22 protein-coding genes are annotated in these 25,366 nt (G+C 69.9%); 9 read left to right on the top strand and 13 right to left on the bottom strand.

Annotation, left to right across the window (positions count from 1 at the left end):
- Positions 1 to 208: 208 nt before the first annotated feature.
- From ACFYPA_RS04350 to ACFYPA_RS04330, 5 genes are read left to right on the top strand one after another with little or no spacing between them, the layout of a single operon-like run.
- Entirely contained in the window at positions 209 to 1,006 is a 798-nt protein-coding gene (locus ACFYPA_RS04350) for an ABC transporter ATP-binding protein (RefSeq protein WP_359084700.1), read from the top strand.
- On the top strand, positions 1,003 to 1,791 hold the full coding sequence (locus tag ACFYPA_RS04345) for an ABC transporter ATP-binding protein (protein ID WP_389129405.1): 789 nt from the start codon (positions 1,003 to 1,005) through the stop codon (positions 1,789 to 1,791). Before ACFYPA_RS04350 ends, ACFYPA_RS04345 begins: the two co-directional genes overlap by 4 nt.
- Positions 1,788 to 2,678 (top strand): branched-chain amino acid ABC transporter permease, encoded by an 891-nt coding sequence (locus tag ACFYPA_RS04340; protein WP_359084698.1) that lies wholly within the window; start codon positions 1,788 to 1,790, stop codon positions 2,676 to 2,678. The genes ACFYPA_RS04345 and ACFYPA_RS04340 overlap by 4 nt, the downstream gene beginning before the upstream one ends.
- The gene (locus ACFYPA_RS04335) at positions 2,671 to 3,792 is read left to right on the top strand and encodes a branched-chain amino acid ABC transporter permease (protein ID WP_389129402.1); all 1,122 of its coding nucleotides are present in this window, start codon (positions 2,671 to 2,673) and stop codon (positions 3,790 to 3,792) included. Before ACFYPA_RS04340 ends, ACFYPA_RS04335 begins: the two co-directional genes overlap by 8 nt.
- On the top strand, positions 3,789 to 5,039 hold the full coding sequence (locus ACFYPA_RS04330; RefSeq protein ID WP_359084697.1) for an ABC transporter substrate-binding protein: 1,251 nt from the start codon (positions 3,789 to 3,791) through the stop codon (positions 5,037 to 5,039). Before ACFYPA_RS04335 ends, ACFYPA_RS04330 begins: the two co-directional genes overlap by 4 nt.
- Before the next feature lie 59 nt (positions 5,040 to 5,098).
- Here ACFYPA_RS04330 and ACFYPA_RS04325 read toward each other — a convergent pair whose 3' ends face one another.
- The 3 genes from ACFYPA_RS04325 to ACFYPA_RS04315 form a co-directional block, all read right to left on the bottom strand.
- Entirely contained in the window at positions 5,099 to 7,468 is a 2,370-nt protein-coding gene (locus ACFYPA_RS04325) for a discoidin domain-containing protein (RefSeq protein WP_389129399.1), read from the bottom strand.
- A 912-nt stretch (positions 7,469 to 8,380) separates the two neighbouring features.
- Positions 8,381 to 9,235 carry a CDP-diacylglycerol--serine O-phosphatidyltransferase gene (gene pssA, locus ACFYPA_RS04320; RefSeq protein ID WP_359084695.1) on the bottom strand — a complete coding sequence of 285 codons (855 nt, stop codon included), beginning with the start codon at positions 9,233 to 9,235 and terminating at the stop codon, positions 8,381 to 8,383.
- A complete protein-coding gene (locus ACFYPA_RS04315) occupies positions 9,222 to 9,869 on the bottom strand; it encodes a phosphatidylserine decarboxylase (RefSeq protein ID WP_359317776.1) in 648 nt (215 codons plus the stop codon). Before ACFYPA_RS04315 ends, pssA begins: the two co-directional genes overlap by 14 nt.
- Before the next feature lie 2 nt (positions 9,870 to 9,871).
- On the opposite strand from ACFYPA_RS04315, the gene ACFYPA_RS04310 reads away from it, so the two are divergent.
- Positions 9,872 to 10,015, top strand: a complete 144-nt coding sequence (locus ACFYPA_RS04310) for a hypothetical protein (RefSeq protein ID WP_359352246.1) — start codon at positions 9,872 to 9,874, stop codon at positions 10,013 to 10,015.
- Positions 10,016 to 10,050: 35 nt separating this feature from the next.
- Here ACFYPA_RS04310 and ACFYPA_RS04305 read toward each other — a convergent pair whose 3' ends face one another.
- The 6 genes from ACFYPA_RS04305 to ACFYPA_RS04280 form a co-directional block, all read right to left on the bottom strand.
- Positions 10,051 to 11,256 carry an acyl-CoA dehydrogenase family protein gene (locus tag ACFYPA_RS04305; protein WP_359084693.1) on the bottom strand — a complete coding sequence of 402 codons (1,206 nt, stop codon included), beginning with the start codon at positions 11,254 to 11,256 and terminating at the stop codon, positions 10,051 to 10,053.
- Positions 11,257 to 11,258: 2 nt separating this feature from the next.
- On the bottom strand, positions 11,259 to 11,792 hold the full coding sequence (locus ACFYPA_RS04300; RefSeq protein WP_359084692.1) for a MaoC family dehydratase: 534 nt from the start codon (positions 11,790 to 11,792) through the stop codon (positions 11,259 to 11,261).
- 2 nt (positions 11,793 to 11,794) lie between these two features.
- Entirely contained in the window at positions 11,795 to 12,817 is a 1,023-nt protein-coding gene (locus tag ACFYPA_RS04295) for a CoA ester lyase (RefSeq protein WP_359084691.1), read from the bottom strand.
- Positions 12,814 to 14,826 (bottom strand): protein meaA, encoded by a 2,013-nt coding sequence (locus tag ACFYPA_RS04290; RefSeq protein WP_359084690.1) that lies wholly within the window; start codon positions 14,824 to 14,826, stop codon positions 12,814 to 12,816. The genes ACFYPA_RS04295 and ACFYPA_RS04290 overlap by 4 nt, the downstream gene beginning before the upstream one ends.
- A 1-nt stretch (position 14,827) precedes the next feature.
- Positions 14,828 to 16,165, bottom strand: coding sequence for a crotonyl-CoA carboxylase/reductase (gene ccrA / locus ACFYPA_RS04285; RefSeq protein WP_359317782.1), 1,338 nt, complete (start codon positions 16,163 to 16,165; stop codon positions 14,828 to 14,830).
- A 358-nt stretch (positions 16,166 to 16,523) separates the two neighbouring features.
- Positions 16,524 to 17,333: a GNAT family N-acetyltransferase gene (locus ACFYPA_RS04280; protein WP_389129392.1), complete on the bottom strand. Its 810-nt coding sequence runs from the start codon at positions 17,331 to 17,333 to the stop codon at positions 16,524 to 16,526.
- 130 nt (positions 17,334 to 17,463) lie between these two features.
- Here ACFYPA_RS04280 and ACFYPA_RS04275 point away from each other — a divergent pair, with 130 nt between their 5' ends.
- Complete coding sequence (locus ACFYPA_RS04275) at positions 17,464 to 18,285, top strand: restriction endonuclease (RefSeq protein WP_359084685.1); 822 nt, start codon at positions 17,464 to 17,466, stop codon at positions 18,283 to 18,285.
- 40 nt (positions 18,286 to 18,325) lie between these two features.
- On the opposite strand, the gene ACFYPA_RS04270 is transcribed toward ACFYPA_RS04275, so the two are convergent.
- Positions 18,326 to 19,141: a TetR family transcriptional regulator gene (locus tag ACFYPA_RS04270; RefSeq protein ID WP_359084683.1), complete on the bottom strand. Its 816-nt coding sequence runs from the start codon at positions 19,139 to 19,141 to the stop codon at positions 18,326 to 18,328.
- 88 nt (positions 19,142 to 19,229) lie between these two features.
- The gene (locus ACFYPA_RS04265) at positions 19,230 to 21,011 is read right to left on the bottom strand and encodes a 3-hydroxybutyryl-CoA dehydrogenase (RefSeq protein ID WP_359317787.1); all 1,782 of its coding nucleotides are present in this window, start codon (positions 21,009 to 21,011) and stop codon (positions 19,230 to 19,232) included.
- A gap of 373 nt (positions 21,012 to 21,384) precedes the next feature.
- Between ACFYPA_RS04265 and ACFYPA_RS04260 the strand changes: the two genes are divergently transcribed.
- A complete protein-coding gene (locus ACFYPA_RS04260) occupies positions 21,385 to 21,957 on the top strand; it encodes an adenylosuccinate lyase (protein ID WP_359317790.1) in 573 nt (190 codons plus the stop codon).
- Positions 21,958 to 21,993: 36 nt separating this feature from the next.
- Here the strand turns inward: ACFYPA_RS04260 and ACFYPA_RS04255 are convergent, their stop codons facing one another.
- Both ACFYPA_RS04255 and ACFYPA_RS04250 read right to left on the bottom strand, forming a co-directional pair.
- Entirely contained in the window at positions 21,994 to 23,589 is a 1,596-nt protein-coding gene (locus ACFYPA_RS04255; RefSeq protein WP_359317792.1) for an alpha/beta hydrolase, read from the bottom strand.
- A 123-nt stretch (positions 23,590 to 23,712) separates the two neighbouring features.
- Entirely contained in the window at positions 23,713 to 24,762 is a 1,050-nt protein-coding gene (locus tag ACFYPA_RS04250) for an Rv2578c family radical SAM protein (protein ID WP_359317795.1), read from the bottom strand.
- A gap of 148 nt (positions 24,763 to 24,910) precedes the next feature.
- On the opposite strand from ACFYPA_RS04250, the gene ACFYPA_RS04245 reads away from it, so the two are divergent.
- Positions 24,911 to 25,354, top strand: a complete 444-nt coding sequence (locus ACFYPA_RS04245) for an SRPBCC family protein (RefSeq protein ID WP_359084675.1) — start codon at positions 24,911 to 24,913, stop codon at positions 25,352 to 25,354.
- The last annotated feature ends 12 nt before the right edge of the window (positions 25,355 to 25,366 follow it).

The following is a 25,366-nucleotide window of genomic DNA, read 5'->3' as shown; positions in this document are numbered from 1 at the left end:
ACAGGCGGCCTTCCGCACGGGGCACCCGCAGCGTTTCGGCCGGTGACCGTGGACGCGCGGCCCGCCCGCTGCTGGTCTGTGGCCCCACAGAGACACAGGGGCGGACACGGGCAGGCACGGCGGAAGTTGTCGGCCACCCCGGACCGGAACCCCTGCGCACCACGAATCGACGCGTCGATTCCACGACAAGGCGGAAGGAGGAGGACGCATGGCAACGCTAGAGATCCGCGCACTGTCCGTGGGCTACGGCCCGGTACGGTCCCTGCGCGACGTCTCCCTCGATGTGCCGGACGGCGCGATCACCGCCGTACTCGGCGGCAACGGGGCCGGGAAGACCACGCTGCTGCGGGCCATCTCGCGGACCCTCGGCTTCCACCGCGGGACGGGTACGGGCACCGTCCGCTTCGACGGACGCCCCCTGGACGGGCTGCGCCCCGCCCAGGTGGTGGCCGCCGGAGTGGTCCAGGTGCCCGAGGGACGACAGGTGTTCGCCCGCATGACGGTGGCAGACAACCTGAGGGCGGGCGCCCTCGGGGCCCGCGGCGGGCGCAAGGCGTCGGCGGACGCGCTCACCCGCGTACACGAACTGTTCCCGGTACTGGCCCAGCGCGCGCACCAGCGCGCCGGGCTGCTGTCCGGCGGTGAGCAGCAGATGCTGGCCATGGGGCGGGCCCTGATGGCCCGGCCCCGGCTGCTGCTGCTCGACGAACCCTCGCTCGGGCTGGCCCCGTTGATGGCGCAGCGCATCGCCGAGACGGTGCAGGAGATCAACGCGTCGGGCACCTCCGTCCTGCTCGTCGAGCAGAACGCCGCGATCGCCCTGCGCCTGGCCTCCACGGCGTACGTCCTGGAGGTCGGCGAGGTCACCCTCCAGGGGCCGGCCGACGAACTCGCCGCCTCCGACGAGGTGCGACGCCGCTATCTGGGCGTCGTCGACGAGGCGGCCGCCGAGGACGCGGACCGGGCCTCCGGCTCCGTACGCACCCTGAGCAGGTGGTCCGCGTGACCGTCGTCCAGCAAGCGGCTCCGCCCGCACTCGCCGTCCGCGACGTCACCGTCCGCTTCGCCGGGCTCACCGCCCTCGACGGCATCTCCTTCACCGTGGAACCCGGCAGCGTGCACGCCGTCATCGGTCCCAACGGGGCAGGGAAGTCGACCACCTTCAACGTGCTGTCCGGGGTGTACCGGGCGACATCCGGCACCGTCCACCTCGGCACGACGGAACTCACCGGACTCGCCCCGCACAAGATCGCCCAACTCGGCGTCGCCCGTACCTTCCAGAACCTCGCGCTGCCCCCGCACGCCACGGTCACCGACAGCCTCCTCCTCGGCCGGCACCGGCTCACCCGCGCCGGGTTCCTCGCCAGCGGACTGCGCCTGCCGTCGGCGGCCCGCGAGGCGCGCCGCCATCTGGACCGGGTCCGCGAGATCGCCGAATTCATCGGTCTGGAGAAGGAGTTGGACCGTCCTGCCGGGGCGCTCCCGTACGGGCAGCAGAAGCTCGTCGAGCTCGGCCGTGCCCTGTGCATGGAGCCGCAGGTCCTCCTCCTGGACGAACCCGTCGCCGGGATGACCGCCGACGAACGGCGGCGCACCGCCGCGGTCGTGGCCGGGGTGCGCGACAGCCTCGGCATCTCGATCGTGCTCGTCGAACACGACATGGGAGTGGTGATGCGGCTCGCGGACGCCGTGACCGTTCTCGACTTCGGACGCAGGATCTCCGGCGGCACCCCCGCCGAGGTCCAGAACGACCCGGCCGTCGTCCAGGCCTACTTGGGGGCACAGGAATGACCACCTTCATCGAACTCCTCCTCGGCGGCCTCTCCATCGGCTCGGTCTACGCACTGATCGCGCTCGGCTTCGTCGTCATCTTCAAGGCCACCGAGGTCGTCAACTTCGCCCACGCCTCCCTGCTGCTCGCAGGCGGCTACGTGACCGCCGTCCTCCACGACGACATCGGCTTCTGGCCCGCCCTGGCCGTCGGCATCGCGGGCGCGGCCGTCGTCGGAGCGGCCGTCGAGTTCCTCGTGATGCGCCGCTACCGGGGCAGTGACCACAGCGTCCTGGCCATCGTCACCATCGGCGTCGACATCCTCCTCACCACCGAACTGACCCGGCGCATGGGCACGGACGTACTCGCGCTCGGCGACCCGTGGGGCGACGGCGTCGTCACCATCGGCGGCATCACCCTCGCCGAGACCCGGATCGCCGCGTTCCTCGCCGCCGCTCTGCTCATCACGCTGTTCCTGCTCGCCTTCCGCTTCACCTCCTGGGGCGTGTCGATGCGGGCCGCCGCCGAGAACCCGCAGACCGCGGCCCTGATGGGGATCAAGCTCGGCCGGGTCTCGCTCGCCGCCTGGGCGGTGGCCGGAGCGCTCGCCGCGGTGGCCGCGCTCTTCCTCACGGTCTTCCCCACACCCGGACTGGAACGGGCCACCTCACTGGCCGCCCTCAAGGCGTTCCCGGCCGCGATCCTCGGCGGACTCGACTCGACGACCGGTGCCCTCGCCGGGGGGCTGATCGTCGGCGTCACGGAATCGCTCGCCACCGGCTACCAGAGCGACCTGTCCTTCCTGGGCCGCGGCATCGGCGACCTCGCCCCCTACCTCGTGATGGTGCTCGTGCTGCTCCTGCGGCCCGCGGGACTCTTCGGTACGAAGGAGCTCGCCCGTGTCTGAGACCACGACGACCGAGACCGCCGCAGGAGCCCGGCTCGCCACCCCCGGCACCGTCCTCGCCGCCCGGCTGCGCCACCCGCGCACCTACCTCTGGGCCGTCGGCTCGGTCCTGCTGCTCGCGTTCCCGTTCTACCTGGACCGCTTCTGGCTTCAGGCCGGACTCTTCGCGATGGCCGCCGCCATCGGCGCCATCGGGCTCAACCTCCTCACCGGCGCCACCGGTCAGCTCTCCATGGGCCACGCCTTCTTCCTCGCGGTGGGCGCGTACGGCTACTGCGTCCTGGCGGGGGAGAGCAGTACGGAGAACGGGCACGAGCTCTCCGGACTCGGCCTTCCCAGCTGGCTCGCCGCCGTGCTCGCCGTGCTCCTCGCGGGAGCCGCCGGAGGACTGTTCAGCCCTATCGCGAGCCGGCTGCGCGGGGCCTACCTGGGCATCGCCACCCTGGCGCTGATCTTCATAGGCCAGCACGTCCTGTTCAACGCGGGCTCGCTCACCGGCGGCTTCAACGGCCGTGCCGTCCCGCCCCTTTCGCTCTTCGGCTTCGGCTTCGACGACACCGAGGTCATCGTGGCCGGGGTGCCGTTCCAGTCCTCCGAGAAGCTCTGGTACGCGGCGCTCCTCGCCCTGCTCCTGAGCGGCCTGTTCGCCCGCGGAGTACTGCGCGGCCGGCCCGGCAGGGCCCTCAACGCCATCCGCGACCACCGCATCGCGGCCGGTGTGATGGGCGTGCCGGTGGCCCGCTACCGGGCGGGTGTCTTCGTCCTGTCGTCGATGTACGCCGGACTGGCGGGCGTCCTGCTCGCGCTGGTCTTCCAGCGGACCGTGCCCGAGTACTTCGGCATGGTCCTGTCCCTCGAATACCTCGCCATGATCGTCATCGGCGGGCTCGGCACCGTGGCGGGAGCGGTCGTCGGGGCCGCGTTCGTCTCGCTGCTGCCGCAGCTGCTCACCCACTACAGCGATTCCCTGCCCCTGGTCTCCGCCCCCGGTACGGGCGGTCTGGCACCGGGCGAGGCATCGCGCTACCTGTACGGCGCCGCGGTGGTCGCGGCTGTTCTGTTCCTGCCCGGCGGCCTGACACGTCTGATGAAGAACTCGGGAGAGAAGAAATGAAACTGCGTGTGCTCGGGGCCGTGTGCGCGGCCCTCACCCTCACCCTCGTGGGCTGCAGCGAGAAGGCCAAGTCCTCCGACGAGGGGGCCCAGGACAAGGCCGGTGTGAAGACCGGCGAGGGAGTCAGCGACTCGACGATCTCGCTGGGCGCGCTCACCGACATGACCGGGGTCTACGCCTCGCTCGGCAAGAGCGTCACCCAGGCCCAGCAGCTCTGGGTCAAGCAGACGAACGCCGCGGGCGGCATCTGTGAGCGCAAGGTCGAACTGACCGTGCGCGACCACGGATACGACCCGCAGAAGGCCATCGCCGGCTACACCGAGCTGGAGCCGAAGGTGCTGGGCTTCGTCCAGTTCATCGGTTCGCCCTTCGTGGCCGCGGTCGAGCAGCGCATCGACGGCCAGGACAAGGGACTCGTCCTGCCGCAGGCGTGGTCGGCGAACCTGCTCGGCAGCAAGTACGTCCGCGTCATCGGTGCCACGTACGACGTCGAGACGATCAACCTGATCGACTACCTGCTCACCGAGAAGCGCATCGCCAAGGGCGACAAGATCGGTCATGTCTACTTCGAGGGCGACTACGGGGAGAACGCCCTGGCCGGCTCGAAGTACGCGGCGAAGGAGGCGGGCCTCACCGTCGTCGAGCAGAAGATCAAGCCCACCGACAACGACATGACCGCTCAGGTCGCCGCGCTCAAGCAGGCGGGTGTCAAGGCCGTCATCGTCAGCGCCGGCCCGCGCCAGGCGGCCTCGCTGGTCGGTGTCGCCGCCGCCACCGGCTTCAAGGTCCCGGTCGTCGGCAACAACTCGGCGTTCGCCCCCCAGCTGCTGAAGACGCAGGCAGGCCCGGCCCTGACGCAGGACTACTACGTCGCCGCCTCCACCCTGCCCATCGGCGACCCGGGCGCGGGCCCGGCGAAGCTCGCCAAGGAGTACGGCGCCGAGTACCCGAAGGACGGCCTCGACAACGGCGTCATCGCGGGCTACAACGCGGCGAGCCTGTTCGGCGAGGCACTGAAGAAGGCCTGCGCCTCCAAGGACCTCACCCGTGAGGGCATCGACAAGGCCCTGCTCACCATCACGGACTTCGGCAGCGACTTCGGGATGCCGCACGACTTCTCCGACCCGGCGGCACCGTCCACCCGGGAGAGCGTGATCATGAAGCCGGACGCCAAGACCCCCGGCGGCCTCAAGGTCGTCAGGCCCGCGCAGGCGGCGGCGCTCGCGAAGTCGTACACGCTGAAGTAGACGGCACCGGCACGAGGCCCCCGGGGCGCCGCGCGTGGCGCCCCGGGGGTGTGTCCGGATCAGCTGGTGTAGGCCTCCAGTTCCGAGAGCTGCGCGGCCGGCCAGCCCGTGTTGCCGGTGAACGTCAGCCGCAGATAGCGGGAAGGCGTGCCCGGCAGGGTGACGGTCGCCCGGTTCCCGCTCGACGGATCGAAGGTGTAGCCCGCCGATGCCTTGAGTGAGCTGAAGCTGTTGTTGTCGGTGCTGCCCGACACGCTCAGTGTCTGCGTGCGGGTGGCCCAGGCAGCCGCCGGGGGCAGTTTCAGGACCAGGCGCTTGACCGCCTTGGCCGCGCCCAGGTCCACGGTGATGGTCTGCGGGAACGCGTGGTTGGTGCTCTCCCAGTAGGTGTTCGCGTTGCCGTCCACGGCGTTGGAAGCGCCGTACACGTCCGCGTGGCCGGACTCGGTGACGTTACGGCCCTGGGCGAGGTTCCCGGTCTCGGCCGGCGGGTCGGTGGGCGGGTCGGTCGGGTCGGTCGGCGGGTCGGTGGGGTCCGTCGGGCCGGTGCCGCCACCGGGCACCCCGCCGTTGGTCCACACCGGGGCCGGCCAGGTGCCGGTGCAGGCCGGCGGATCGGCGTACCAGCCGGAGTTCCCGGAGCCCCGGGTGATGCGGAAGCCGCTGCCCACGCAGTTGTGGACCGGGTTGGACTGGGCGATGTGCGTGGCCACGACATCGGTGAAGGTGGCCGTGCCCGGTGCCTGGATCTGAAGGGCGTAGGTGCCGGTGCCGTCGATCCTGACGTGGTCGAAGTGCAGCCCGTTCGTCGCACCCTCGATGAGGTGGATCGCGGCGTAGGAGCTGTCCAGGATCTCGGTGTCGGAGATGTTGATCGTGGCGTTGATCGGCTCGTTGAGCCCGCTGAACCAGATCGCGCCGACGCCGAACTGCCAGTTGTAGTCGTTGTTGCCGGTACGGATCAGGGTGTTGCGCGCTGCCGTGGTCGTACCGGAGACGGCGGTGCCCTGACCGGAGTTGACGCCCGGGTAGCGGTTGGCGATGTGCAGCCCACCGCCGTTGGTGATGGTGTCCGACATGACGTTGTCGGAGATGGTGATGTCCTTGCCGCCGTACGTGACGATGTTGTTGGCGAGGATCGGCAGGACCACGGTGTTGAACGTGAACTTGTTCTTCACGTTCGGGACGTTCTCCGCCCACATCGCCAGACCGTCGTCACCGGTGTTGCGGACGAACGTGTTGGTGACGGTGGAGTTCGTGACGCCGTAGTGGAAGTTCACACCGTCCGCGGTCTGGTCCAGGATGCGGCTGTTCTTGATGGTGAAGTTGTCCATCGGGCCGTCCATCCAGGCGCCGCACTTGGTGTGCTGCATCCAGACGTTGTCGACGGTCGAGTTCGACAGGGCGCCGCCGATGGCGTTCACCTGGTCGTTGTCCACCCGCTCCCGGATGTCGCCGATGATGGCGAAGTCCTTGAGCGTGACGTTGCTGCTGCCTCCCTCCCCGGCGTACTTGCCGTAGACGCCGACGCCCTTGCTCCGGTTCGAGGGGTCGCGCCCGGTCAGGACGGAGTACCAGGGACCGGCGCCGCGCAGCGTGACCTTGTCCACGACGATGTGGTCGCGGACCTGGAAGGTGCCCTGCGGGATGTACACCTCCTTGCCCTGCGCCTTGCCCGCGTCCACGGCCGCCTGGATCCTGGCGGTCGAGTCCGCGGCCCCGGTCGGGTCGGCACCGAAGTCGGCGACGACGTCGAGGGAGCCAGAGGGCTTGGCGATGGGCGCGGCCACCTGCTCGAAGTCCGCCAGGTCGATGGTGAACGACGGGGAGGCGGCGGTGGACGAGACCTGCAGCCGGACCTTCGTACCGGCCGCGAGGGTCGACCCGAACATGGTGCGGGCCTCGTCGTAGAAGTGGTGCGGGTTGGTGTCGCCCGGGTTGTTGTTGAACGGGTAGCCGCCGTAGTACCAGCCGTACTTCGAGGTGACCGGCACCGCCTTGGGCGAAGCGCCGTTCACCCGCACGTCGATCGAGGCGTCCCGGCCCGATCCGCCGGCGTTGTCCGGCAGCGAGTACCGGAAGGACATGGCGTTCGCGGGCGCGGTGAGCGTGAACTCCACGTACTCGCCGACCGCGTCCAGCGTCACGGCCTGCCGGCCCGAGGCTTCCGAGGGCAGCGTGCCGTACAGGCGGTTCGGGCCGATCAGCGTGCCGTTGGTGGCGGCGTACTCGGCTTCCTGCTCCTTGAACGGAACGGTCGCACCGCGACCGGGGACCGCCACCGGCGAGGGGGCGGGCACACCCGCAGCCTGGGCGGCGGGCGCGCTGGACAGGACAACGGCGGCGGCGGTGCCGAACGCGGCGATCGCCAGCGAGAGAGAGGCGGATATGGATCGTCTGAGCAACTGGCGTCGGGGTGGTGGGGTCACGTTTCAGTCGTCCTTGCGGCTCGTGGGGGCTCTTCGGACGCCCACAGGCTAGGAGCAGTGACGCAAGGAAGTCCACGCTGCTGCGCAAGATTCTGCTTGCGATGCTCAAATTCGCGACGAAACGCTGTGAGAATCTGGTGTTCTGGGCGGGTTGGTCGGGCCTCCTCGGCCTGCGGGCTCGAGGGTGCCGCCCCCGCGGTCCCCAGTGCGCCGGTGCGCCGGCTTCACGCGCAAGGGCTCGGGCGCGCTCTACGCCTTTTCCACTCCGCACCCGAAAGACGACAGGTAATGGAGTCCTTCAGTCGCGGGCGAAGGGGAGCCGTGAGGAACGCGCGGTCAGCCGGTGTCACGCTGTTCGCCTTATCGGGCCCGGCTGCGGCACAGCAGATTCGCCATACCGGCGAGGTTTCCCCAGGCACCGGGGCAGGGGCTCAAGCGGAACCCGGACGGCATTCCGTACCGCGGCCGCGACCGGCGCGGACCGGCTGCACGCAGACGCCGATCGCATCGCCGAAGAGAACGGTCACGAGGTCTGCTGACCGGCGTCAACCGGTTCGGATGCAATGGCACCGATCGGATCCGCCATGGCCTTCGGCCGACCTATCCGGACACTCTCACGCGGCCGTGAGCGGAATGGTGCGGAAATGGCGTCCGGGTGCCCGACCGCCACCCGAGAACGCGAAAGCGGAAAGGCGACCGTCCGCATAGCGGTGAATTCCCCGGGAGAATCCGGAACCGAAGGACGAGCTGAAGGGGGAGTCGCCCTCGGGTACAGCAGATCTGCGCGGCCCGGAATGTGGCGACTGCTTTCCCGCCGTCGATCCGACGTGCCGACGAAGCCGGGACAGGCATGCACGAGGGCCCGGATGCTGGGGAGCATCCGGGCCCTCGTGCATGCTGTGCGGTACGTGACTACGGGAGCTGGGCTGCCCGTGCCTCGCGTCGGTTGTCGCGGAAGGTGTTCACCCGGCGGGCGGTCGCGAAGAGCGGGATGACCGCCCCCAGGACCACCTGGAGCGCGCAGCCGGTCTGCAGCAGGAGCTGACCGCCCGGGGCGTCGAACGCCCACGCGGCCAGCAGACCCATCGCGGCCACGATCCAGCCGAGCATCGCCACCGCGAGGACGCCCCGCGGCTTCGGGTACTCGACCCGGCTGACCATCAGCCACGCCACTCCGATGATCGCGAGCAGCGTCGGCACGAAGGGCAGCTCCAGGAGCACGATCGAGATGACCGTGAGCGCTCCGAAGGGGCTCGGCATGCCCTGGAACATGCCGTCCTTCAGCGTCACGCAGGAGAAGCGCGCAAGCCTGAGCACCACCGCCAGCAGCACCACGATCGCCGCGAGCGCCGAGACCCGCTGGTGTGCGTCGTCCGCGACCATGCCGTACACGAGGACGAAGTACGCCGGGGCGAGCCCGAAGCTGACCAGGTCCGAGAGGTTGTCCAGCTCGGCACCCATCGGCGAGGAACGCAGCTTGCGGGCCACGAGTCCGTCGAACAGGTCGAAGATGGCTGCCATGAGCATGAGGATCACGGCGGTGGCCGCGGAGTGCCGCGCCATGCCGCTCTCGTCGCTGCCCGTGAGGTGCGGGATGAGGATCCCCGTGGTGGTGAAGTACACCGCCATGAATCCGCACGTGGCGTTACCGAGAGTGAGGGTGTCCGCTATCGACAGCCGCATCGAGAGCGGCATGTCCTCGGCGTCGTCCTCGGCGTCGGCCTCCGGCACCCAGCCGGCCTGTGTGTCGGGATCAATCACGGTCAATTCGAGTCACCCCCGCGGTGGTGGCCTGGCCGACCTCGACCGCGACATCGATACCTTCCGGAAGGTAGATGTCGACCCGGGAGCCGAAGCGGATCAGGCCGATGCGCTCGCCCTGGTCCACCTTCGTGCCCTGCGGGAGGTAGGGGACGATGCGACGGGCGACCGCACCTGCGATCTGCACCATCTCGATGTCACCGAGCTCGGTGTCGAAGTGCCAGACAACGCGCTCGTTGTTCTCGCTCTCCTTGTTGAACGCCGGGACGAACCCACCGGGGATGTGCTCCACCGATGTCACCGTGCCGGCCAGCGGTGCGCGGTTGACGTGCACGTTCAGCGGGCTCATGAAGATCGCGACGCGGGTGCGTCCGTCCTTCCACGGCATGATGCTCTGCACCACGCCGTCGGCCGGTGAGATGACGCGCCCCTGGGTGATCTCGCGCTCGGGGTCGCGGAAGAACCACAGCATGCCCGCCGCGAGCGCGGTGGTGGGCACGGCCACCGCCGCCCAGCGCCCGGACTTGCGGGCGCGGGACAGGCTGAGTGCGGCGGTGGCGACGGTCGGCAGGAGCCACGGCGAAGCTCCGCGTGCGAGGCGGACCCCGCCGCGTGGTGCAGAGGTAAGGCTGTCGGGCATGGATGACCTTCGTAGCGGATGATGCCGCGCTGGCAACGGGGGACGGCGGCTTTTCCGGCGATGTTATCGGTTGCGGACCGCAACTGGGCAAGCCAGCAGCCGAGTCGGACGTCTGGAAGGCACCGGATGAGGATGACAGGGTGTGATCTTCTTCGCGGCTAAATCACCTCGAAAGGGACAATCACCCCTGCAAGCGGTACTCCTCGAGGAGTCGGCGCCCGATGATCATTTTCTGGATCTCGGCGGTACCTTCACCGATCAGCAGCATCGGGGCCTCACGGTAGAGGCGCTCGATCTCGTACTCCTTGGAGAAGCCGTAACCGCCGTGGATACGGAAGGCGTCCTCGACGACTTCCTTGCAGTACTCGGAGGCGAGGTACTTCGCCATCCCTGCCTCCAGGTCGTTTCGCTCCCCGGAGTCCTTTTTGCGCGCTGCATTTACCATCATCGCATGCGCGGCCTCGACCTTGGTGGCCATTTCGGCCAGCTTGAACTGGATCGCCTGGTGCTGGGCGATCGGTTTTCCGAAGGTGCTGCGCTGCTGCGCGTAGGAAACACCCAGTTCGAATGCACGCTGCGCAACGCCGCAACCACGCGCAGCCACATTCACGCGGCCGACCTCCACTCCGTCCATCATTTGGTAAAACCCTCGGCCCGTGGTGCCGCCCAGCACACGATTGGCCGGAATGCGTAGTCCGTCCATGATGAGTTCGGTGGTGTCGACGCCCTTGTAGCCCATCTTGTCGATCTTTCCCGGGATGGTGAGACCGGGCCGGACCTCGCCGAATCCGGGCTCCTTCTCCACCAGGAAGGTCGTCATCGACTTGTGCGGCGGTGTGCCCTCGGGGTGTCCTTCGTCACTCCGGCACAGGACCGCGACGAGCGAGGAGGTGCCGCCGTTCGTCAGCCACATCTTCTGGCCGTCGAGGACGTACTCCTCGCCGTCCTTGACGCCCTTGGAGCTGATCGCCGAGACGTCGGAGCCCAGCGCCGGCTCGGACATCGAGAAGGCGCCGCGGACCTCGCCCAGCGCCATCCGGGGCAGGAAGGTGTCCCTCTGCTCCTGCGTGCCGTGCTGCTTGAGCATGTACGCCACGATGAAGTGCGTGTTGATGATCCCCGACACGCTCATCCAGCCGCGGGCGATCTCCTCCACGCACAGCGCGTACGTGAGGAGCGACTCACCCAGACCCCCGTACTCCTCGGGAATCATCAGCCCGAACAGGCCGAGTTCCTTGAGCCCCTCGACGATCTCGGACGGGTACTCGTCGCGGTGCTCCAGCTGGGTCGCGACCGGAATGATCTCCTTGTCGACGAAATCCCGGACCGTGGAGAGGATTTCCTGCTGGACGTCGTTGAGACCGGCCGTCTGGGCGAGTCGCGTCATGGCTACTTCTCCACGTTCTTCTGCGAAGGCGAAGGCTGCTTCAGCTCCGGGCGGCCGGGCTGCTCGCCGCCCCGCTCCTTGATGTACGTCTCGGTGGGAACCATGACCTTGCGGCGGAACACGCAGACGAGCGTGCCGTCCTGCTTGTAGCCCTTGGTCTCCACATAAACGATTCCGCGGTCGCTCTTGGACCGTGACGGCGTCTTGTCCAGAACGGTGGTCTCGCCGTAGATCGTGTCGCCGTGGAAGGTCGGCGCCACGTGCTTCAGTGACTCGACCTCCAGATTGGCGATCGCCTTTCCGGAGACGTCCGGGACCGACATGCCCAGCAACAGCGAGTAGATGTAGTTGCCGACGACAACGTTCCTGCCGAAGTCGGTCGTCTTCTCGGCGTAGTTGCCGTCCATGTGCAGCGGGTGGTGATTCATGGTCAGCAGGCAGAAAAGGTGATCGTCGTATTCGGTGACGGTCTTTCCGGGCCAGTGCTTGTAGACCGCACCGACCTCGAATTCCTCGTACGTGCGTCCGAACTGCATGATCAGGCCTCCGGCGCTTCGAACTTGGAGGTGCGCTGCATGCCGGCTGCACGGCCCTTGCCCGCGATGACCAGGGCCATCTTGCGGCTGGCCTCGTCGATCATCTCGTCGCCGAGCATCGCGGAGCCCTTCTTGCCGCCCTCCTCGGAGGTGCACCAGTCGTAGGCGTCGAGGATGAGCTCGGCGTGGTCGTAGTCCTCCTGCGCGGGGGAGAACACCTCGTTGGCCGCGTCGACCTGACCGGGGTGCAGCACCCACTTGCCGTCGAAGCCGAGCGCTGCGGCACGGCCGGCGACCTCGCGGTAGGCGTCCACGTCGCGGATCTGGAGGAACGGGCCGTCGATCGCCTGGAGGTCGTGCGTACGGGCCGCCATCAGGATGCGCATCAGGATGTAGTGGTACGCGTCCGCGCCGTACCCGGGCGGCTGCTGGCCGACGACCAGGGTCTTCATGTTGATCGACGCCATGAAGTCGGCCGGGCCGAAGATCAGGGTCTCCAGGCGGGGAGAGGCGGCGGCGATGTCGTCGATGTTGACGAGGCCCTTGGCGTTCTCGATCTGCGCCTCGATGCCGATCTTCCCGACCTCGAAGCCCATCGTCTTCTCGATCTGGGTGAGCAGCAGGTCCAGCGCGACGACCTGCTGGGCGTCCTGGACCTTCGGCAGCATGATGCAGTCGAGGTTCGGCCCCGCGCCCTCGACGACCGTGATGACGTCGCGGTACGTCCAGTGCGTCGTCCAGTCGTTGACCCGCACGACCCGGGTCTTGCCCGTCCAGTCGCCGTTGTTCAGCGCGTCGACGATGTGGTGCCGGGCGCCCTCCTTGGCGAGCGGCGCGCAGGCGTCCTCCAGGTCCAGGAAGACCTGGTCCGCCGGGAGGCCCTGGGCCTTCTCCAGGAACCGCGGGTTCGAGCCGGGCACGGCCAGGCAGGAGCGGCGCGGACGCAGACGTGAGGTGCCGTCCCGCGGGGACGTCTCTTGAGGGTGGTGGTGGGAGACGGGAGGGCGGTTCACGGGCGTGGTCATGCGGGGACCTCCAGAGGGTCGAGCTTGTTCGCTTTCCGGATCTCGTCGACGATACGGCCGATGATCTCCGTGATGCCGAAGTCCTTCGGGGTGAATACGGCGGCGACACCGGCCTTGATCAGGGCCTCGGCGTCGGCCGGGGGAATGATCCCGCCCGCGATCACCGGGATGTCGCCGGCGCCGGTGCGGCGCAGCCGGTTCAGTACGTCCGGCACCAGCTCGGCGTGCGAGCCGGACAGGATCGACAGGCCGACGCAGTGCACGTCCTCGGAGACGGCAGCCGAGACGATCTGTTCGGGCGTGAGGCGGATGCCCTGGTAGACGACCTCGAAGCCGGCGTCACGGGCGCGTACGGCGATCTGCTCGGCCCCGTTGGAGTGCCCGTCGAGACCGGGCTTGCCCACGAGCAGCCGCAGCCGGCCCGCGCCCAGTTCCCCGGCGGTCCGGGCGACCTTCTCGCGTACGACGGCGAGCGGGGTGCCCGCCTCAGCGGTCACCGCGACCGGGGCGGACGACACCCCGGTCGGTGCGCGGAACTCGCCGAACACGTCGCGCAGGGCCCAGGACCACTCGCCGGTGGTGACGCCCGCGCGGGCGCACTCGACGGTCGCCTCCATCATGTTCTCGGTGCCCGCGGCGGCCTTCTTCAGCGCGGCCAGCGCCTCGGTGGCGCGGGGCTCGTCACGGTTGTCGCGCCACTCGTGGAGCGCGGCGACGACCCGGGCCTCGTTCGCCGGGTCGACCGTCATGATCGCGGCGTCGAGGTCGGCGGTGAGCGGGTTGGGCTCGGTCGTCCCGTAGATGTTGACGCCGACGATCTTCTCCTCGCCGCCCTCGATCCGGGCGCGCCGGGCGGCGTGCGACGAGACCAGCTCGGACTTCAGATAGCCGGACTCGACGGCGGCCATGGCGCCGCCCATCTGCTCGATCCGGTCCATCTCGGCGAGCGATTCGGTGACCAGCTCGTCCACCTTGGCCTCGATGACGTGCGAACCCGCGAAGATGTCCTCGTACTCCAGCAGGTCGCTCTCGTGGGCGAGGACCTGCTGGATGCGCAGCGACCACTGCTGGTCCCAGGGCCGGGGAAGCCCCAGCGCCTCGTTCCAGGCGGGCAGTTGCACGGCGCGGGCGCGGGCGTCCTTGGAGAGGGTGACGGCCAGCATCTCCAGCACGATGCGCTGGACGTTGTTCTCCGGCTGCGCCTCGGTCAGGCCGAGCGAGTTGACCTGGACGCCGTAGCGGAAGCGGCGCTGCTTGGCGTCGGTGATGCCGTAGCGCTCGCGGGTGACGCGGTCCCAGATGCGGCCGAAGGCGCGCATCTTGCACATCTCCTCGATGAAGCGGACGCCCGCGTTCACGAAGAAGGAGATGCGGGCGACCACGTCGCCGAACTTCTCCTCGGGCACCTGCCCGGAGTCGCGGACCGCGTCGAGCACGGCGATCGCCGTCGACATGGCGTACGCGATCTCCTGGACCGGGGTGGCCCCGGCCTCCTGCAGGTGGTAGCTGCAGATGTTGATCGGGTTCCACTTCGGGATGCGGCCGACCGTGTACGTGATCATGTCGGTGGTCAGCCGCAGCGAGGGCCCCGGCGGGAAGACGTGCGTCCCGCGCGAGAGGTACTCCTTGACGATGTCGTTCTGCGTGGTGCCCTGCAGCTTGTCCGCGTCGGCGCCCTGCTCCTCGGCGACGACCTGGTAGAGCGCCAGCAGCCACATCGCGGTGGCGTTGATCGTCATCGAGGTGTTCATCTGCTCCAGGGGGATGTCCTGGAACAGCCGCCGCATGTCGCCGAGGTGCGAGACGGGCACGCCGACCCGGCCGACCTCGCCGCGGGCGAGGACGTGGTCGGGGTCGTAACCCGTCTGGGTCGGCAGGTCGAAGGCGACCGACAGACCCGTCTGGCCCTTGGCGAGGTTGCGCCGGTAGAGCTCGTTGGACGCTTCGGCGGTCGAGTGACCGGCGTACGTCCGCATGAGCCAGGGGCGGTCCTTCTGACGGCCGGTCATGTCAGATGTCCCGGAATCGGTTGATGGCGTCGATGTGCTGCTCGCGCAGCTCCGTGTTCCGCACGCCCAGGCCCTCGGTGGGAGCCAGTGCCAGGACGCCGACCTTGCCCTGGTGGAGGTTGCGGTGGACGTCGTACGCGGCCTGGCCGGTGTCCTCCAGGGAGTAGACCTTCGACAGCGTCGGGTGGATCTTCCCCTTCGCGACCAGGCGGTTGGCCTCCCACGCCTCGCGGTAGTTGGCGAAGTGCGAGCCCACGATCTTCTTGAGCGACATCCACAGGTAGCGGTTGTCGTACTCGTGGTTGTAGCCGGAGGTGGAGGCGCAGGTGACGATCGTGCCGCCCTTGCGGGTCACGTACACGCTCGCGCCGAAGGTCTCGCGGCCGGGGTGCTCGAAGACGATGTCCACGTCCTCGCCACCGGTCAGTTCACGGATGCGCTTGCCGAAGCGCTTCCACTCGCGCGGGTCCTGGTTGTGCTCGTCCTTCCAGAACTTGTAGCCCTCGGCGTTGCGGTCGATGATCGCCTCGGCGCCCATCTTCCGGCAGATCTCCGCCTTCTGGTCACTGGAGACGACGCAGATCGGGTTGGCGCCGCCGGCCAGGGCGAACTGCGTGGCGTAGGAGCCGAGTCCGCCGCTCGCGCCCCAGATGAGGACGTTGTCGCCCTGCTTCATGCCGGCGCCGTTGCGCGAGACCAGCTGGCGGTACGCGGTGGAGTTGACGAGTCCGGGAGCCGCCGCCTCCTCCCAGCTGAGGTGATCCGGCTTCGGCATCAGCTGGTTGGACTTGACGAGTGCGATCTCCGCCAGGCCGCCGAAGTTGGTCTCGAAGCCCCAGATGCGCTGCTCGGGGTCGAGCATCGTGTCGTTGTGGCCGTCCGAGGACTCCAGCTCGACCGAGAGGCAGTGCGCGACGACCTCGTCGCCGGGCTTCCAGGCGTTGACGCCGGGGCCGGTGCGCAGGACGACGCCCGCCAGGTCGGAGCCGATGACGTGGTACGGGAGGTCGTGGCGCTTGCTGAGGTCGCTGAGCTTTCCGTAGCGCTCCAGGAAGCCGAAGGTCGAGACGGGCTCGAAGATCGACGTCCACACGGAGTTGTAGTTGACCGAGCTGGCCATGACCGCCACCAGGGCCTCGCCCGGGCCGAGCTCCGGCACCGCGACGTCCTCGACGTGGAGCGACTTGCGCGGGTCCTTGTCGCGGCTGGCGACGCCGGCGAACATCTCGGCCTCGTCCTTGTGCACGGTCACCGCGCGGTACGAATCGGGGATGGACAGGGCCGCGAAGTCTGCGGCGCTGCTGTCCTGCGACTGGATCGCGTCCAGGATTTCCTTCACGGTGTGCCTCCGGTGGTGCGGCGTCTGAGGGAACGCTTGAGGGTCCTGCGGAGCAGGGGGAGCGGTGTTGCGTGGAGGTGTGCCGTCGGTTCGGCGGGTGGTGCTTGTGCTGCTTGCTCTGTGGAGCAGAAGGGTTTGCCTGTGACGCAGGCGTCCGGGCGCGCAGGCACCTGGCTTGCGGGGACAGCCGGCGTACGTGAGGTCTCAGCACGCCGGCCGCCCGGACGACTTCAACGTATGGCACTCCGTGACAGCTGGCAAGGCACTGGGTGCCAGCAATTTCCCTCAATTGTCATCCGGGTGCCACGCATGAGCAACACGGCAGGCGTTTTGCTGCGATGTGCCCCTCCCTGGGCGGTCAGGAGGCGGGGCGGTAGACGTACGGCGTCGTCGTGCCCAGGGCTGTGAACCCGAGGCGCTGGAGGATCGGACGGCTGTCCTCGGTCGCGTCGACCTGGAGGTACCGGTAGCCGCGCTCGGCGGCGATACCCGCCCGGTGGGCGATCAGCGCCCGGTAGACGCCTCGGCCGCGCCACGCCTCGACCGTGCCGCCGCCCCACAGCCCGGCGAAGCCCGTGCCCGGGTACAGCTCCATCCGGGCGGAACTCACCGGCTCGTCGCCCGCCATGGCCAGCACCCCCACGAAATGCTCCGGGTCCTCCTTCAGGCGGGCCAGCACCTGGTGGCGCAGCCTGGACCCGTCCGAGCCGAAGGCCTGCTCGTGCGCCCGGGCCATCAGCTCCACATCCGCCTCGTCGCGCACCGTGCGCAGATGGACGCCCTCCGGGAGCCGGACGGTCAGGGGCTGCTCCGCGACCGGTGCCACGAGGAGGGTCTCCGGAGCCTCGGGCACGAATCCGGCGGCCAGCAGTCTCGCCCCCAGGTCGGCCGGCCGGTCGTGCTCGTACAGCTTCCACTCGAACTCCCCGTACCCGAGCCCGGTGCAGTGGGCCACCTGCGCGGCGATCGCCGCGTCCGCCCGTACGGAGTCCAGATCCGGCGACGACCAGACCACCCCGTTCCAGTCGTGGCCGGTGCCCACCTGCCGTACGACGTCGCCGGCGCGCTCGACGCGGACACCGGGGCCGTCCGGCCGGGCCCGCTCGCGCATCTCGCGGTCGAAGACGGCCAGCAGCTCTTCACGGTGTGCGGTAGCTCGATCGTTCATCCGCACACCACAGCACCGGACCCCGGCTCCGGCAACCGCATTTCACGGCCGTTGGATCCCCCGGAGCGGGGCAGACGGCAGAGATGAATGATCTTGGAATACTCATATCCGGACAGGCGGGGCGACGCGGATGACGGCACCGGTGCGAGAGCGGGGTCCCGAGAGGTACAGGAAGGCCTTCAGCGTGCGCAGGACCGCTTTCGGCTTCGGCGCCGTCGCCCTGCTGATCTGCGGTGGGTGGCTGGCGGTGCGCACCGTGTGGGAGGGCGTGTCCACGCATCCGGTGGCCGTGGTGCCGGTCGCGGCCCTCGGCGCGGCGGGCGCCCTGCTCCTGTACCTCCGCAGGCCGCGCCGCAGACCGCCGAGAGGGCGCGGTCCGCTCTCCGAGGCCGCCCGCGAACTCTTCGACCCGCCCCGGGAGCCCTCGGGCCTGCCCCCCGAGCCGGTCGGCCATCCCCGCGACGACGGCATCGCCCGCACGGTTGTCCTGGCCGAACCGGAGCTGGTCCCGGTGGAGCCCGAGGAGGCACAGCCCGCGGAGCTTGAGGAGGAGCCCGCGGACTACGCGGCCCTGGACCCCGACGGTTTCGAGGAGGCGATCGCCGCGCTCTGCGAGCGGGACGGGTGCTCCGAGGTGCAGGTCGTGGGCGGAGCGGGTGATCTGGGGGCGGACGTGATCGCGACGGCCCCGGACGGACGGCGCCTGGTCGTCCAGTGCAAGTACTACGGCCCCGCCAACAAAGTCGGCTCCCAGGACCTCCAGCGATTCGGCGGAACCTGCTACGCCGTGCACGAGGCGGAGATCGCCGTCTGCGTCACCACCAGCGAGTACACAGGCCCCGCTCTGGACTACGCGGAGCAGTGCGGGATCCTGTGCCTGGACGGGGAGGCGCTCACAGCCTGGAGCGAGGGCTCCGCGCCGCCGCCGTGGCAGACCGGCGAGGCCCTCTGAAGTCGCCCGAAAAGGTGGGCGCCGGGGGCCGCAGGGCCCCTCAGCGCTCCTTGAGGGCCTGCTGGATCGTGCGCATCACTTCGTCCAGCGGCGCGTCGGTACGGGCCACGGCCACCAGGACCTCGCCCTCGGTGCTCACCGAGGCGGCCGGCGGCTTCGCCGGTTCGGTCCCGGCGGTCCGGCCCGCGCCGATCCCGGTCCCGAACGTGTCACGGACGATGGCGAACGCGAGGTCCAGCTGCGCCTCCACGTCGCCCTGGCCGTCCGCGCGCAGCCAGCGCCGCAGCACATGGTTGTGAGCGGTCACCACGGCGGACGCGGCGACCTCCGCCAGCAGCGGATCGTCGTTGCCGGCGTGGTGGTCGCGCTCGTCGAAGTGGCCCAGCAGATAGCGCGTGAACAGCCGCTCGTAGCGGGCCACCGACGCGATCTCGGCCTGCCGCAGGGTGGGCACCTCGCGGGTCAGCTTGTACCGGGCCACGGAGACCGCGGGCTTCGCCGCGTACATCCGCATGACTTCCTTGATGCCGCGGCAGACCGTGTCGAGCGGGTGCTCGTGCGCGGGGGCGGCGTTCAGGACCGCCTCGGCCCGTACGAGGGTGTCGTCGTGGTCCGGGAAGATGGCCTCTTCCTTGGACCGGAAGTGCCGGAAGAACGTCCGCCGGGCGACGCCCGCCGCACCGGCGATCTCGTCGACGGTCGTCGCCTCGTACCCCTTCGTGGCGAAGAGCTCCATCGCCGCCGCGGCCAGTTCGCGGCGCATTTTGAGCCGTTGGGCGGCGGCGCGGGTGCCTGCGGCACTCTCCGGGACGTCGGGCGCGGCGGACACACGGGGGGACCTGGCGGGCTGGGACATGGTGTGAACGTACTGCATCGGTGCAGGAGAGCGCGCCTGTGGGGGCGGGCCGCCCGAAGGGCCGAGCAGCCCGCCCCAGCGTTCCGGCTCAGCGGCGGGCATATTCGCGGAAGCCGCGCCCCGTCTTGCGGCCGAGGCAGCCCGCGGCCACCAGATGCTCCAGGAGCGGTGCGGGGGCGAGGCCCGGATCACGGAACTCCCCGTGCAGCACCTTCTCGATGGCGAGCGAGACATCGAGCCCGACGACGTCCAGGAGCTCGAAGGGCCCCATCGGGTAGCCGCCGCCCAGCTTCATCGCGGCGTCGATGTCGTCGAGGGTCGCGTAGTGCTCCTCGACCATCTTGATCGCGTTGTTGAGGTACGGGAACAGCAGCGCGTTCACGATGAACCCGGCCCGGTCCCCGCAGTCCACGGGGTGCTTGCGCACCTTCCCGCAGACCTCGCGGACCGTGGCGTGCACATCGTCGGCGGTGAGCACCGTACGGACGACCTCGACCAGCTTCATGGCCGGTGCGGGATTGAAGAAGTGCATCCCGATGACGTCCTCGGGCCGCGAGGTGGCCCGGGCGATCGAGACGACGGGCAGCGAGGAGGTGGTGGTCGCGAGCACCGCGCCCGGCCTGCACACCTTGTCCAGGGTGGCGAACAGCTGCTGCTTGACCAGCAGGTCCTCGGCGACGGCCTCGACGGCGAGATCGACTCCGTCGAAGGAGTCCAGCGACCCCGCCGCGGTGATCCGGGCGAGGGTCTCGTCCCGGGCCCCGGCCGTCAGGCGCCCCTTGGTGACCGACCGCTCCAGCGACTTCGCGATCCGGGCCTTGGCGACGTCCGCCTTCTCCTGGCTGCGCGCGGCGAGCACCACGTCGTACCCGGCCTTCGCGAAGACCTCCGCGATCCCCGAAGCCATCGTCCCGGAGCCCGCGACCCCCACCGAACGCACCGTGCGGCCCGCGCCCGCCCCGGCGTCCTCGGCCGGAGTCAGCGCGTCCGGCACCACCGTCTGGCTGCCCGGCTCCGCGTACGTGTAGAAGCCCCGGCCCGACTTGCGGCCGGTCAGCCCGGCCGCGCCGAGCTGGCCCAGGACGGGTGCCGGAGCGTGCAGCCGGTCGTGCGAGGCGGAGTACATCGCCTCGAGGACGGTACGGGCGGTGTCGATGCCGATCAGGTCCAGCAGCGCGAGCGGGCCCATCGGCAGACCGCAGCCCAGCTTCATCGCCGCGTCGATGTCCTCGCGGGAGGCGTAGTTGGCCTCGTACATGGCCGCGGCCTGGTTGAGGTACCCGAACAGCAGACCGTCGGCGACGAACCCGGGCCGGTCACCGACCGCGACCGGCTCCTTGCCCAGTTCCCGGGCGAGCGCGGTGACGGCCTCGACGGCCGGCGGCGCGGTCAGCACCGAGGAGACCACCTCGACCAGCTTCATCGCCGGCGCCGGATTGAAGAAGTGCAGCCCGAGGACCCGCTCCGGGTGTTGCGACTCCGCCGCGAGGCGGGTCACCGACAGGGCGTTCGTGCCCGTCGCGAGGATCGCGGTGGGCGAGACGATCGCGTCGAGCTCGCGGAAGAGCTGCTGCTTGATCTCGTACGTCTCCGGCACGACCTCGATGACCAGCTCCGCCTCGGCCGCGGCCTGGAGGTCGGAGAAGGCGCGGAACCGGGCGAGGGCGTCACGCCGCTCCTCCTCCGTGATCCGCTCGCGCTCCACGGCGCGGGCGGTGGAGGCCTCCAGAGAGGCGACGGCCCGGCGGGCGGCCGCGTCATCGACGTCGATGCCGATGACTTCGCGGCCGGCGCGGGCCAGGACCTCGGCGATGCCGGTACCCATGGTGCCGAGGCCGACGACGGCAATGGTGCTGAACGGGATGTCCATCACGGGACTCCAGGGATGAGTGACGACTGAGGGACGCACGGAGCGCGCGGCCGATGAGAGGGGCCGAAGGGCCCGACCGGCGTGGGGCGTGCGGGAATTGCCTGTCGTGGTGCTCAGGCCCCGGGCGCGAAGCACACGCCGGGACCGGGAAGGGGCGACGGACTCTGTCCCGGAGTCACGTCTCGCAAAGCTGCCGAACCGACAAACACTCCGGGTGGCTGCGTCACCAGGCCACCCGAACCGGCGGGGGAGTGTCCCGCTCACTTGAGGCTAACCGGCGAGTAACGAGCGCGCCAGCCCTCGGTTGTTGTGGCCCCCCTCACATCCGAAGTCCACTCCGCCACGCTGCGTGTCCACCGATACGCTGACGGTCATGGACGAGGAGTACCGGTCACTGACGCACCGGCTGGCGGACGAGGCGGGGGAGTCGGCGGCCTACCGCAGACTGCTCGTCACCGATGACGACGAGGAACTGGCCCAGGTGCTCATCGAGCGCGAACGCCCGCTCTGGGCGCGCGAGATCGCCGCGTTCCGGCTCGGGTGCGGCGGCGACCGCCGCGCTTTCGAGACGCTGGTGCTCCTGCTCAACCACCGCGACCCGGAACGCTGCGTCGGCGCCGCCCACGCCCTGGCCCGCCTCGGCGACCCCCGCACCCCGCGGGCGGCCGCGGCGCTCGCCACCAACAGCCTGCGCACCGCCTATGCCCTCCACCCGGTCCGCCTGCTCACCGAGCTGCGGGCCCCGGAGTCCGTGCCCGCGCTCATGCGCACCCTCTCCCGGCTGCTGGGGCCGGACGAGCCGCACTGGCGGGTGGCGCTGGCCTGCGTCGAGGGCCTCGGGCGGCTCGGCGACGCGCGGGCCCGCTCCGTCCTGGAAGCGGCCCTGCCCCACGCCCGTCTCGGCGAGGCGGCCGAGGACGCGCTCAGCCGCCTGCCGGCGTGCTGAAGGGGCGCGCGGACTCCGCGCGCCCCTTCAGAGGCGTCAGCCCCGGAAGCCGAGCAGCCCGTGCAGTGTGCTGCCGCGGTCGTTCGCGTCCGTACGGGACGCCGGGCGCGCGAGCTTGGCGGCCGGCGGCTTCGGATCGGGGGTCTTCGCGCAGACCGCGTCCACGTCGCCGCCCTTGCCGCGCGGCACCGTGCCCTTGGCCAGGTAGTCCGTCAGGTAGCGGTCCAGGCAGTCGTTGCCGCTCAGCGTCACACCGTGGTTGGCGCCGCCCTCCTCGACGACCAGGCTGGAGCCCTTGAGCTTGCGGTGCAGGGTGACGCCTCCCTCGTACGGCGTGGCCGCGTCGTCCGTCGCCTGGAAGAGCAGCACCGGCGGCAGCCGGTGGTTGGAGACCCGTACCGGATTCAGCGGCTCCACCGGCCAGTCGGCGCACGGGGCGTTGTACCAGGTGTTGCCCCACGTCATGAACGGGGCCTTGGCGTGGACCCGTCGGCTGTCGTTGCGCCAGACGTTCCAGTCGGCCGGCCACCGCGCGTCCCGGCACTGCACGGCCGAGTAGACCGAGTACCCGTTGTCGCCCTCCGCGTCGACCGCGCCGAAGCGCTCGTACGCCTTGACCAGGGCCTTGTCGTCCTTGTCGTTCACATAGGCCGCGAACGCCCCGGCGAGCGCCGGCCAGTACCCGTTGTAGTAGCCGCCGGGCAGGAACGTGTCGTCCAGTTCGCCCGCGCCGACCTTCTTGCCCGCGGGGTGCTTCCTGACCGCCTCCCGCATCCGGTACCAGGCCGCCTCGACCTTGGCCGGGTCGCTGCCGAGCCCGTACGTGGCGTCGTACTTCGCCACCCAGGCGGCGAACGCCTTGTGGCGGGTGTCGAACGCGTAGTCCTGGCTGATGTTGTCGTCGTACCAGACCCCGTCCGGGTCCACGTTCGAGTCGAGGACCAGGCGCCGGACGCGGTCCGGGAACAGCTTGGCGTACACCGCGCCCAGGTAGGTGCCGTAGGAGTAGCCGAGGTAGTTGAGCTGCCGCGAGCCGGTCGCGAGGCGGATCACGTCGAGGTCCTCGGCCGCGCTGACCGTGTCCATGTACGGGAGAAGGCCGGGGTACTTCTCGCCGCAGGCGGCCGCGAAACCGCGGGCGCGGTCACGGTTGACCTGCTCGTCCCGGAGGGAGTGGGGCACCGGGTCGGGCCGTACCGGGTCGAAGTACTTCGGTACGCAGTCCAGCGCCGGCCGGCTCCTGCCCACACCGCGCGGGTCGAACCCGATCACGTCGTACTGGGCGGCGACCGCCTTCGGCAGGGAGTCGGCGACGAAACCGGCCATGGACAGACCGCTGCCGCCGGGCCCGCCCGGATTGACCAGCAGCGGTCCCTGGAACGTCTTCGCCGTGTGCGGCACCCGGGTCAGGGCGAGGGTGACCTGGCGGCCCGACGGATCGTCGTGGTCGAGCGGCGAGCGCACCGTCGCGCACTGGAGCGTCGGGGACGACCGGGTCGAGCAGGCGGTCCACTTCAGCGGTGCGACGCGCTGCGCGTCGCTGTCCGCGCTCGCCGGTGACGGTGCCGCGGTCACCAGACCCGCGACCGTCGCCCCGACGGCGGCGAACAGAAATCCTGAACGGTTCGTCATATGGCCTCCCGTGGTGGGGAACACGGCTGCGCGCGGCGCAGCCCCCGCCGGATGCTCCCCGTATTCAGGGACGGAAGGACCCGATCCGGTGAGAGATGACCCGTTTGCCGTCCGGGGCGCCGGTCAGAGCAGCGTCAGCTGGGTGGGCCCGGATCCGGGCGGCGGGGTCTGCGGCTCGCCGCCCTCGCGGAAGCCGCGCGCCGTGCCGCGGTGCGAGGGGCCGATGCCGTACTCCGTGGCCAGCTCGTGCACGAGCCGGGTGATGCGGCGCTGGTACCACGTGGGTGCGTAGGCGCCGTCCGCGTACAGCCGCTCGTACCGCCGTACCAGGTGCGGGTGGTGCCTGCCGAGCCACTCCATGAACCACTCCCGGGCGCCCGGGCGCAGATGAAGGACGAGCGGGGTCACCGACGTCGCGCCGGCGGCGGCGATCGCGCGGACCGTCTCCCGCAGCTGCTCCGGCCGGTCGCCGAGGTACGGGATGACGGGCGCCATCAGCACCCCGCAGCCGATGCCGTGCTCGCTGAGCGCGCGTACGACGTCGAGGCGTCGCTCCGGGGAGGGTGTGCCGGGCTCCACGGTCCGCCACAGTTCGGGATCGGTGAAGCCCACGGAGACCGAGACGCCGACCTCGGTGACCTCGGCCGCCTGCCGCAGCACCTCCAGGTCGCGCAGGATCAGCGTCCCCTTCGTGAGGATCGAGAAGGGGTTCGCGTGGTCGCGCAGGGCGGTGAGGATGCCGGGCATCAGCCGGTAGCGGCCCTCGGCCCGCTGGTAGCAGTCGACGTTGGTGCCCATCGCGATGTGCGCGCCGTGCCAGCGGGGGGAGGCGATCTCCCGGCGCACCAGCTCCGGGGCGTTGGTCTTGACCACGATCTGCGAGTCGAAGCCGATCCCGGTGTCGAGGTCCAGATAGCTGTGGGTCTTGCGGGCGAAGCAGTAGACACAGGCGTGGCTGCAGCCCCGGTAGGGATTGACGGTCCATTCGAACGGCATCCGGGACGCACCGGGCACGCGGTTCACGATCGAGCGGGCCCGGATCTCGTGGAAGGTGATCCCCCTGAATTCGGGGGTGTCGAAGGTCCGGGTCGTCACCGCTTCGGCGGCGAACAACGCACCGGTACCGGTTTTGGTGGTTTCGGCGGGGTTATCGGCCAGATTGTCCCAGCGCATGGACGCCTCCTCGGTAGCACTGACCCGAGAATAGAACACTTGTTCCCTTGATCGTTTTCTCCCCTTCGTCCCGGGCCGGATTTTGAGCCGGGCTGCCGAGGTGGTTGGCTCAGCACACCCCGAACAACCGAGTGCTGGAGGAACAGCCATGGCGCAGGTCGAGGCCACGACAGAGCGGATCATCGCGGCGGACGCGGAGACGGTGTTCGACGCGCTGGCCGACTACAAGGACGTCCGCGGCAAGGTGCTGCCCGGCCACTTCAGCGAGTACGAGGTCCGGGAGGGCGGCGACGGCGAGGGAACCCTCGTCCACTGGAAGCTCCAGGCCACCAGCAAGCGGGTGCGCGACTGCCTGCTGGAGGTCGGCGAGCCGAGCGACGGACAGCTCGTGGAGAAGGACCGCAACTCCTCGATGGTCACGACCTGGACCGTCACCCCCGCCGGTGAGGGCAAGTCCAAGGTCGTCGTCTCCACCGTGTGGAACGGCGCCGGCGGTGTCGGTGGCTTCTTCGAGAAGACCTTCGCCCCCAAGGGACTTGGCCGCATCTACGACGAACTGCTGCAGAACCTCGCGGCCGAGGTGGAGAAGTAGTCCCCGGCCGAG

Source organism: Streptomyces sp. NPDC005775, from assembly GCF_042871565.1.
In the GTDB taxonomy this organism is placed as follows: Bacteria; Actinomycetota; Actinomycetes; order Streptomycetales; family Streptomycetaceae; genus Streptomyces.
The sequence above is the reverse complement of the archived record's forward strand: the minus strand, read 5'-3'. Positions and strand labels throughout refer to the sequence as shown.

Bases quoted from the DNA above. Each gene is read 5' to 3' on its own strand.
- ACFYPA_RS04250 (WP_359317795.1), bottom strand. From the start codon at position 24,762: ATGCGCTGGGACAATCTGGCCGATAACCCCGCCGAAACCACCAAAACC.
- ACFYPA_RS04315 (WP_359317776.1), bottom strand. From the start codon at position 9,869: ATGCCCGACAGCCTTACCTCTGCACCACGCGGCGGGGTCCGCCTCGCA.
- ACFYPA_RS04245 (WP_359084675.1), top strand. From the start codon at position 24,911: ATGGCGCAGGTCGAGGCCACGACAGAGCGGATCATCGCGGCGGACGCG.
- ACFYPA_RS04330 (WP_359084697.1), top strand. From the start codon at position 3,789: ATGAAACTGCGTGTGCTCGGGGCCGTGTGCGCGGCCCTCACCCTCACC.
- ACFYPA_RS04305 (WP_359084693.1), bottom strand. From the start codon at position 11,256: ATGACGCGACTCGCCCAGACGGCCGGTCTCAACGACGTCCAGCAGGAA.
- ACFYPA_RS04270 (WP_359084683.1), bottom strand. From the start codon at position 19,141: ATGTCCCAGCCCGCCAGGTCCCCCCGTGTGTCCGCCGCGCCCGACGTC.
- ACFYPA_RS04275 (WP_359084685.1), top strand. From the start codon at position 17,464: ATGACGGCACCGGTGCGAGAGCGGGGTCCCGAGAGGTACAGGAAGGCC.
- ACFYPA_RS04350 (WP_359084700.1), top strand. From the start codon at position 209: ATGGCAACGCTAGAGATCCGCGCACTGTCCGTGGGCTACGGCCCGGTA.
- ACFYPA_RS04280 (WP_389129392.1), bottom strand. From the start codon at position 17,333: ATGAACGATCGAGCTACCGCACACCGTGAAGAGCTGCTGGCCGTCTTC.
- ACFYPA_RS04310 (WP_359352246.1), top strand. From the start codon at position 9,872: ATGACCTTCGTAGCGGATGATGCCGCGCTGGCAACGGGGGACGGCGGC.
- ACFYPA_RS04255 (WP_359317792.1), bottom strand. From the start codon at position 23,589: ATGACGAACCGTTCAGGATTTCTGTTCGCCGCCGTCGGGGCGACGGTC.
- ACFYPA_RS04260 (WP_359317790.1), top strand. From the start codon at position 21,385: ATGGACGAGGAGTACCGGTCACTGACGCACCGGCTGGCGGACGAGGCG.
- ACFYPA_RS04290 (WP_359084690.1), bottom strand. From the start codon at position 14,826: ATGACCGGCCGTCAGAAGGACCGCCCCTGGCTCATGCGGACGTACGCC.
- ACFYPA_RS04265 (WP_359317787.1), bottom strand. From the start codon at position 21,011: ATGGACATCCCGTTCAGCACCATTGCCGTCGTCGGCCTCGGCACCATG.
- ACFYPA_RS04340 (WP_359084698.1), top strand. From the start codon at position 1,788: ATGACCACCTTCATCGAACTCCTCCTCGGCGGCCTCTCCATCGGCTCG.
- ACFYPA_RS04300 (WP_359084692.1), bottom strand. From the start codon at position 11,792: ATGCAGTTCGGACGCACGTACGAGGAATTCGAGGTCGGTGCGGTCTAC.
- ACFYPA_RS04295 (WP_359084691.1), bottom strand. From the start codon at position 12,817: ATGACCACGCCCGTGAACCGCCCTCCCGTCTCCCACCACCACCCTCAA.